Source organism: Ideonella azotifigens (assembly GCF_006519715.1).
In the GTDB taxonomy this organism is placed as follows: domain Bacteria; phylum Pseudomonadota; class Gammaproteobacteria; order Burkholderiales; family Burkholderiaceae_C; genus Ideonella; species Ideonella azotifigens.
Map to the genome: position 1 here is coordinate 1 of NZ_VIDT01000695.1, position 2,773 is coordinate 2,773.

Genomic DNA, 2,773 nt, shown 5'->3' on the forward strand with positions numbered 1-2,773 from the left:
GCTGCCGCGATGGATGGCCGGCATGCCGGGCACGTAGGAGGTTCCGTTGGTGGTTCCGTTCGTGGCGCGGCTGGCCACGACGGGGCGTGCGTACGACGCGGTATTGCCGCGTGCGCACTTCATTGCGCTGTCAGGAGATGCGTCCATGTTTCACTCACGGTGTCGTTGCCAGATTGGAGGAAGGCCCGCAGTTCGACCGGCTTCGTCGGGTCGACGGTCATCACGCGCAGGGCCAGTCGCCAGGCGCCGTTGGCGCTGACGCGGTACAAGGTTTGTTCTTCGATGCGGCCATTGCCATCTGCCGAGACCACGGCGCGCAGCGCGGCCTGCTTGGCACCGGCCGGCACTTCGGCGGCCGAGGCTTCGAGCTTGTCCAGCGCAGGGCCGGCGAAGTCGACGATCAGCTGCTGCTCGTTGTCCTTCAGCGTCGCGTAGCTGCGGCCCACGCGGGTCTGCGTGACCCAGCCGGCCGGCGGGCGCTGCTGCTGCTCGCCCTGCCAGTCCACGCGCCAGGCCATGTCCAGCACCTGGCCCGGGGCCGGCAGCGTGGCCGGCACCCAGTAGGCGACGATGTTGTCGTTGGTTTCGTCAGGCGTGTGCAGCTGCACCAGCTCCACGCGGCCGGTGCCCCAGTCGCCCAGCGGCGTGATCCAGGCCGAAGGCCGGCGCTCGTAGCTGGCTTCGCTGTCTTCGTAGCTGCTGAAGTTGCGGTCACGCTGCATCAGGCCGAAGCCCTTGGGCGAACGCATCGCAAACGAGGTGGTCAGCGTGGACTTGGGGTTCTGCAGCGGGCGCCACAGCCATTCACCGTCGCCGGTGGCCATCATCAGGCCATCGCTGTCGTGCACTTCGGGACGGAAGTCGCTGCGGTGCGGCTGGTTCTCGCCAAACGAGAACATGCTGGTCAGCGGCGCGATGCCCAAGGTCTTGATCGGCTCCTTGGTGTCACGCAGCACCAGCTTCGCGTGCACGCTGACCTGCGTGGTGACGCCGGGCGTGATGTCGAAGCGGTAGGCGCCGGTGACACGCGGCGAGTCCATCAGTGCCAGCACGACCAGCGACTTGGCATCGGCCGCGGGGCGCTGCAGCCAGAAGTCGGTGAAGCGCGGGAATTCCTCGCCCTTCAGGCCGCCGGCGGTGTCCACCGCCAGGCCACGGGCCGACAGGCCGTAGTGCTGCCCCGCGCCCAGCGCGCGGAAGTAGCTGGCGCCCTGGAAGACCACCAGCTCGTCCTTGTAGGTCGCGCCGGGCGTCATCTGGGTGTGCACGCGGAAACCGGCGTAGCCGATGTCGCCCCAGGCGGCCGGGTCGAAGGTCTTCTTGAAGTCGTAGCTGAAGTCGGCGGCGTCGAACTTGAAGTCGCGGCTGGCGTCGCCGTTCAGCTCGTGCAGGCGCACCGGCTCGGTCTGGTACTTGCCGAGGTGGAAGAACATCAGCTCGAACGGCAGCTGCTGTTCACGCCAGACCGCACGCGCCGGCTTGAAGCGGATGGACCGCATCTGGTCGTACGTCAGGTCTTTCAGCGCCTGCGGCGTGCTGCTGGGCGTGGGCTGGTAGGGCTGGGCGGCCAGGGCCTGGGCCTTCTGGGCCAGCGTGTCGAGATCCATCGCCGCCGAAGTGGCGGCAGTCACAGCCTGCGCCAGCAGCGCCAGCGGCAAGGCCAGCACCGCAGCCTGCCAGCGGCGGCGGCCGATGCGAGGCAAAGAGGGGTTGGCGGAAGTAGTCATTGCGGTGCTTTACCGCAAAGCCTGTGCCACCCTATTTTTCTCTTTCAAATCAATGACTTGAGCAAATCAGGCCGTCCCATCCCCCCTTTCGGGGGAGAAAAGCGTCGCCGTTCAGCGACAGCTTCTGGGGGCTTACCCTCTCCTGTTTCGCAAGTGCCTGATTTCGTTAAGAAAATTCGCTGTCGCTAGCCGGCGACAGGCGGTTGCTGCACTGCGCCATCGCTGTCGCCATCCGGCGACTCGCTGCGAAACAGGCCGGGCGTCAGGCCGTTCTTCTGCAGCAGCCGGTAGAACTCGGTCCGGTTACGGTCGGCCAGCCGCGCAGCGTCGGCGACCTGGCCGTCGGTCAGTTTCAGCAGGCCGACCAGGTAGTCGTGCTCGAAGCGGCGACGGGCCTCAGCGTAAGTGAGCACCTCCACTGTCGGCACCCGCAACGCGCGCTGCACCAGCGCCAGCGGGATCAGCGGTGCGGTGGCCAGCGCGCAGACCTGTTCGACGGCGTTGTGCAGCTGGCGCACATTGCCGGGCCAGGCGGCAGTCGCCAAAGCGCTCAGTGCGTCCGGCGCAAAGCCATTGAGCTTCTTGTCGTACTTGGCGGCCAGGCGCTGCAGGAAGTGCTGGGCCAGCAGCGGAATGTCCTCGCGCCGCTCGGCCAGCGTGGGCAGCGTCAGCGTCACCACGTTGAGCCGGTAGTAAAGGTCCTCGCGGAACTCGCCGCTGGCCAGCGCCGCCTCCAGGTCGCGGTGGGTGGCCGAAAGGATGCGCACATCCACCGCGATCGACTGCTGCGCGCCCACCGGCCGCACCTGGCGCTCCTGCAGCACGCGCAGCAGCTTGACCTGCAGCGCCGGCGGCATGTCGCCGATCTCGTCCAGGAACAGCGTGCCGCCATGCGCGCTCTGGAACAGCCCGCGGTGGTTGGTGACCGCGCCGGTGAACGCGCCTTTCACATGGCCGAACAGCTCGGACTCCAGCAGCGCCTCGGGAATGGCGCTGCAGTTGACCGCCACGAACGGCCCGGCGGCCCGCGGCCCGGCGCGGTGGAT

Annotated in this window: 2 protein-coding genes; both read right to left on the reverse strand. The window is 67.8% G+C overall.

The features are described from left to right. Nucleotides 1-119: 119 nt before the first annotated feature. Complete coding sequence (locus tag FKP22_RS26410) at nt 120-1,727, reverse strand: glucan biosynthesis protein G (protein WP_211361596.1); 1,608 nt, start codon at nt 1,725-1,727, stop codon at nt 120-122. Nucleotides 1,728-1,912: 185 nt separating this feature from the next. Then, nucleotides 1,913-2,773 (reverse strand): sigma-54 interaction domain-containing protein (locus FKP22_RS26415; protein ID WP_170201104.1); only part of this gene is annotated, 861 nt, incomplete at its 5' end.